This is a genomic window from Streptosporangium sp. NPDC048047 (assembly GCF_040653115.1).
Classification (GTDB): Bacteria; Actinomycetota; Actinomycetes; order Streptosporangiales; family Streptosporangiaceae; genus Streptosporangium.
Window position 1 is genome coordinate 1 of sequence record NZ_JBEZNH010000116.1, and the last position, 5,182, is coordinate 5,182.

Below are 5,182 nucleotides of genomic sequence, written 5' to 3' on the forward strand. Positions count from 1 at the left end.
GATGCTGCACCGCCAACCGCGCCGCCGCCCGATCATCCGGCGAGATGAACGGCGCGTCGATCCGGTCGCTGTAGCCGTCCAGCAGGACGATCGGCAGGCCGCGCTCGCGCAGGCGGCTGTAGCGGTCCATCCGGGCGGTGGTGTCGGCGTGCAGCCCGGAGACGAAGATGATGCCGTCCACGCCCCTGTCGACGAGCAGCTCGGTGAACTCGTCCTCGGGCACGCCGCCGGGGAGCTGGGTGCACAGCACCGGGGTGTAGCCGTGCTGGGTCAGGGCCTTCTCGATCGCCTGGGCGAACACGGGGAAGATCGGGTTGTCCAGCTCCGGGGTGACCAGGCCGACCAGGCCGTTGCTGCGCTGGCGCAGCCGCTGCGGACGCTCGTAGCCCATCAGGTCGAGCGCGGTCAGCACGGCCTGCCGGGTGGTCTGCGACACCCCGGGTTTGCCGTTGAGCACCCTGCTGACCGTCGCCTCGCTGACCCCCGCCTGCGCGGCGACGTCGGCCAGCCGGACGCCCGCGCCGTCGGAGCGGGACCGGGTCCGGCTGAGTTCACCCTCCATTGGACGTACCGTCGCATGAATCTCGGTGATTCTCAAACTGAGATTCTTCCTGCTTCATCGACCGCCGCCAACTCCGGAGAGTGAGGTCTTACGTGGTCTCCACGAGGCGTTTTTCCTCTCCGGGGAACTTCCCGGCGAGGGATCGAATGTCAGGCGCTTGCGTCGGCGAGCATCGCGGCGAGCAGGTTACCTGCCGCGTTCTCATCTCTGTCGTGCAGGGTGCCGCATCGGGGGCAGACCCATTCGCGATCGGCGAGGGCCAGAGCGTGGTTGATGCGCCCGCAATCACCGCACGTTTTCGAGCTGGGGAACCAGCGGTCGGCTTTCCAGACGCGGGAACCGTACCAGCCGGCCTTGTAGTCCAGCTGACGTACGAACTCGCCGAATCCGGCGTCGGAGATGGCGCGGGAGAGCCTGCGGTTCTTGACCATGCCCTTGACGTGCAGGGTTTCCACGGCGATGGCGGACTTGGTTCTCGTCAGCCTGGTGGTGGCCTGGTGCAGGAACTCCCGGCGCCGGTCAGCGACCCGAAGATGGAGCCGTCCGACCCGGCGTCGTGCCTTGGCCCGGTTCTTCGAATCTACGCCGGTCTTGGCCAGCTTGCGGTTCGCCCTCTTCAGGGCCCGCAGGCTGGCCTTGAGCGGCTTGGGGGCGTGGATCTCCTCCTTGGTGCCGTCGCTGTTCTCCAGGACGGCGAACGTCTTCAGTCCGAGGTCGATGCCGCACGCGGGCGCGTCCTGGGGTGCCTGGCGGCGCTTGTCGATGCCATCGCGGTCAACCTCGGCCTGGAAGGAGATCCACCAGCGTCCGGCCTGCTCGCGCACGGTGCAGCCGAGTATGCGCGCCTTGCCGGTGGCCATGCGGTCGGTCAGCCAGGACATGTCCTCGCGGGTCGCGACGTTGCCGATGGCCGGGAGCTTGACCGTACGCGGGCCGAGCGGCTTGGCGCGGTCGGCGTCGTAGCGGAAGCGGGAACCGTGCTTGCGTTTGCGCCACTTCGGCCAGCCAAGCTTCGCGCCCTTGCGCTTGCCGTTCTTCGATTCGAAGAAGTTCTTGATTCCCGCCGCCCGGACCCGGCACGCCTCTTTGGGTACTCGGGACGACAACCTGCCCTCGGCGAACCACGGGAACCTGTCCGGGTGCGCGGCACTCCACTCCTTCTCCAAGGCCGGGGCAGACCACGGCACCGTGGTCAGGTCCTCGCCGGTGATACCGTAGGTCTTCTCCGCCTCCTGCTGGGCCTTCTTCTTCTGCACGGTCTCCAGGCAGAAGTTCTCCACCACGCGCGACAGCCCGCAGTGACGGCCCATCAAGACGGCCTGCTCCTCGTCGGGGGCCAGTTCGAAACGCAGCCCCTGTCTGTGGGTCACGTGCAGTCCTCCTGCGCGGCGGCCAGTGCCTTCAGGGCGCGGTTCTTCGCCGCACGTTCGCCGTACAGGCGGGCGCAGAACGAGGTGAGGACATCGGTCATATCACGCACCAGGTCGTCTTCCATCTCGCCGTCGTCCATGACCCGCACGGTGCGGCCTTGCGCCGACAGTGCGGCCTCGATGTACTCGGCCCCGAAGGGGGCCAGCCGGTCACGGTGCTCCACCACGATCACAGAGACGTCCGGATCGGCAAGGAGCCGCTTGAGCTTCGGCCGGGCGCCGTTGAGGGCCGAGCCGATCTCGGAGACCACCTTTGTCACGGCCAGGTTGTTTCCGGTCGCCCACTCGGTCAGCCGGGCGACCTGCCGGTCAAGGTCCGGCTTCTGATCGAAGGAGGAGACGCGGGCATACAGCGCGACGGCACTGCCCGCCCGGTCGCCCCCGGTAAGGACGAGATACCGGCCGGTCGCCGTCTTCACTACCGGAACAGGCATCTTGCCCTCATGCGCCCACTTCCAGGCGGTCTGATAGTGAACGCCCTGCATGCGCGCCCAATCACTGAGTCGCATACGAAGATAATAACAAAGAGAGACTGACGAACACTGATGATTAGCGCATCAGCTCCCTGCCCCTACGGGAGCGGGCGCAACCTGAGCGCCGAGCCGCGCCGCCCGCCTCCTCGCCGTCCATCAGGTGCGCCGGAGGCCCCAACGGCTTCTCCTTTCTCTGGTAACCCACTCGTAACGCAACTTTCCGTCAGGGAAATCTGAAGTAACTAACAGATGTGCCTCTTCTCACCATGTCTATGGACACATGGGTGAGCCGCACGATGTACTACCTCATCGATCACAGTGGCTGGATCCGGGCGACCTCGTCCGGGAGGAACGAGCGCGCATGAGTACCGTCGTCCTCGACAATGTGAGCAAGATCTACCCTGGCGGGTATCTCGCGGTCGACCGAATGAACCTGCGGGCGGAGAACGGGGAGTTCCTCGTCCTGCTCGGCCCTTCCGGGTGCGGGAAGTCCACTCTGCTGCGGATGGTCGCGGGCCTGGAGGAGATCACCTCCGGCGATCTGTGGCTGGGCGGGGATCACGCCAACGACCTGGCGCCGCGCGACCGCGACGTCGCCATGGTGTTCCAGAACGGCGCCCTCTACCCGCACCGCACGGTGCGCGGCAACATGGCCTTCCCCCTGGAGATCGCCAAGGCCGACCCGGCGCTGGTCAGGGATCGGGTGACCGAGCTGTCCAAGGCGCTGCACATCTCCGAGACGCTCGAACGCCGTCCGGGGACGCTCTCCGGCGGCCAGCGCCAGCGCGTCGCCATGGGCCGGGCGATCGTGCGCCAGCCGTCGCTGTTCCTCATGGACGAGCCCCTGTCCAACCTCGACGCGGGCATGCGGACCGAGCTGCGGATGGAGATCTCCTCGCTTGTCCGCTCGCTGGGCGTGACCACGATCTACGTGACGCACGACCAGGTGGAGGCGCTGACCCTCGCCGACCGGATCGCCATCATGAACCGCGGCGTGCTGCAGGACGTCGGCACGCCGGCCCAGGTCTACAACGACCCGGCGACCGCCTTCACCGCGGCCTTCCTCAGCTCCCAGCAGCTCAATCTCCTCTCGGCGACCGTGCGGGCCCCGCAGAACCAGTACGTCCTGCTGGACTTCGGGGTGCACCAGATCATGATCCCCTGGAACGATCCCCGTTCCTATGCCATCTCGCAACATGTCGGCCACCAGATCATCGTCGGGCTGCGTCCCGACTGCCTGGCGCCGGTCTCCGAGAGCTTCGAGGGCCCCACGTTCCTCGGCCGGGTCCGGGCTCTGGAGTACCACGGTCACGAGTGGCTGGCCTACGTCGAGAGCGGCATCCCATCCGCGGTGGTCCCCGAGCCCCCGGACCCCAGGCACAAGGCCCGCGACCTCACGGCGGCCACGCCCGGCGGCCGGGCCCGCGCGGTCATCCGGCGGCTGCTGCCCGGCCTGGCCGGCGATCCGGAGCCCGACGAGGTGGAGCAGGAGCCCGGCGGAGGCAGCCACCGCCGGGCCGACCTGATCGTCCGGCTGGGCGCGCGCCCCGTCTGGCGCGGCGGTGACCCCGCCAGGGTGGGCGTGGACGCCACACGGCTGATGCTCTTCACGGTGGACGGCGCCCGCATCGACCCGCCGCAGCGCTGACCGGCGGCGGGGTCCCCGCGCCGTACGCGGACGGCCGCCGGTCCCGCCCGGCGGCTCCCCGTCAGCGGCCGGTCCAGTGGCCGATTCAGCGGCCGATGATGGCGACGATCTCGACGACGCGGACGACGCGGTCCAGCTCGGCGCGGTGGAAGGCGGCGTCGCGCGCGAGGACCAGGTGCAGGTCCGCTCCGGGGATCGGCAGGCTCATCAGGTGGCCGCCGCCGGAGCCGAGGACCGCTGGGCGCGGCGGAGCGACCCAGGCCGCCCCCTCGGCGCCCTCCCCGGGCCCTCCCGCCGCCACGGCGCCCACGTGCCCCTCCAGTGCCTCCGGGGCCTGCCAGCTGCGGTGCACGACCTCCCCGGTGCCGGAGCGTACGGTGACCGCCCACCCGGCGCCGACCAGGCCGGGAACGGCGTCCACGAGCGTGGCGAAGGCGCGTCCGGGTTCCGTGGCCACGTGCCGCAGCAGGTCGTAGTCGGGCGCGCATCCGGGGATCTCGCGGGTGGGCCAGGCGGCCTCGACGGTCAGGCCGGGAACGGCGGAGAGGCGGTCCCCGATGTCCCCGATCCCGGTGACTCCGGGCCAGGAGACGGTGAAGTCGTCGACCGCCCGGCCGCCCCCGCGCTCCAGGACCGTGACCTGCAGGATGTCCGCCCCCAACGTGCCGAGCACCCGGGCGACCTGGCCCAGGGCTCCGGGCCGGTCGGGAAGGGACACCCGTAGCCGGAACATCATTTGTCGATCACCTCTCTCTGGGCATCAGGGTGTCCTAGACAGGTTTCACGAGTGTTCCGGGGAGATGTCCAGCATAAAACCCCAGGTACTGAAATATCCGACCCGGTCTGCTTTGTGGCTTTTCGCGCCCTCTAACGAATGATCTTCGGGCCGGAGCCGGTCGAGCCGCGGACGATGAACTCCGGCTGGAATACCAGCTCGGAGTTGTGCATGGGGGCGCCCGCGACCGCCTCCAGCAGGGTGTGCACCGCGGCGGTGACCATCGAGTGGACGGGCTGGCGCACGGTGGTCAGCGGCGGATCGGTGAACGCGATCAACGGCGAGTCGTCATAC

6 protein-coding genes are annotated in these 5,182 nt (G+C 69.0%); 1 reads left to right on the top strand and 5 read right to left on the bottom strand.

Going from position 1 to position 5,182, the window contains the following annotated elements:
• From AB0D67_RS38835 to AB0D67_RS38845, 3 genes are all read right to left on the bottom strand, one after another.
• Positions 1–562: LacI family DNA-binding transcriptional regulator (locus AB0D67_RS38835; RefSeq protein ID WP_362947378.1), on the bottom strand; the 562-nt coding region annotated here is incomplete at its 3' end.
• A gap of 149 nt (positions 563–711) precedes the next feature.
• Positions 712–1,932, bottom strand: a complete 1,221-nt coding sequence (locus AB0D67_RS38840) for an RNA-guided endonuclease TnpB family protein (protein WP_362947381.1) — start codon at positions 1,930–1,932, stop codon at positions 712–714.
• Complete coding sequence (locus AB0D67_RS38845; protein WP_362947383.1) at positions 1,929–2,501, bottom strand: IS607 family transposase; 573 nt, start codon at positions 2,499–2,501, stop codon at positions 1,929–1,931. Before AB0D67_RS38845 ends, AB0D67_RS38840 begins: the two co-directional genes overlap by 4 nt.
• A 325-nt stretch (positions 2,502–2,826) precedes the next feature.
• On the opposite strand from AB0D67_RS38845, the gene AB0D67_RS38850 reads away from it, so the two are divergent.
• Positions 2,827–4,113 (top strand): ABC transporter ATP-binding protein, encoded by a 1,287-nt coding sequence (locus AB0D67_RS38850; protein ID WP_362947386.1) that lies wholly within the window; start codon positions 2,827–2,829, stop codon positions 4,111–4,113.
• 85 nt (positions 4,114–4,198) lie between these two features.
• Here AB0D67_RS38850 and AB0D67_RS38855 read toward each other — a convergent pair whose 3' ends face one another.
• Positions 4,199–4,849, bottom strand: coding sequence for an ACT domain-containing protein (locus AB0D67_RS38855; protein WP_362947389.1), 651 nt, complete (start codon positions 4,847–4,849; stop codon positions 4,199–4,201).
• A 131-nt stretch (positions 4,850–4,980) separates the two neighbouring features.
• The coding region (locus AB0D67_RS38860; protein ID WP_362947392.1) for a substrate-binding domain-containing protein at positions 4,981–5,182 on the bottom strand (202 nt) is incomplete at its 5' end.

Bases quoted from the DNA above. Each gene is read 5' to 3' on its own strand.
- AB0D67_RS38845 (WP_362947383.1), bottom strand. From the start codon at position 2,501: ATGCGACTCAGTGATTGGGCGCGCATGCAGGGCGTTCACTATCAGACC.
- AB0D67_RS38850 (WP_362947386.1), top strand. From the start codon at position 2,827: ATGAGTACCGTCGTCCTCGACAATGTGAGCAAGATCTACCCTGGCGGG.
- AB0D67_RS38855 (WP_362947389.1), bottom strand. From the start codon at position 4,849: ATGATGTTCCGGCTACGGGTGTCCCTTCCCGACCGGCCCGGAGCCCTG.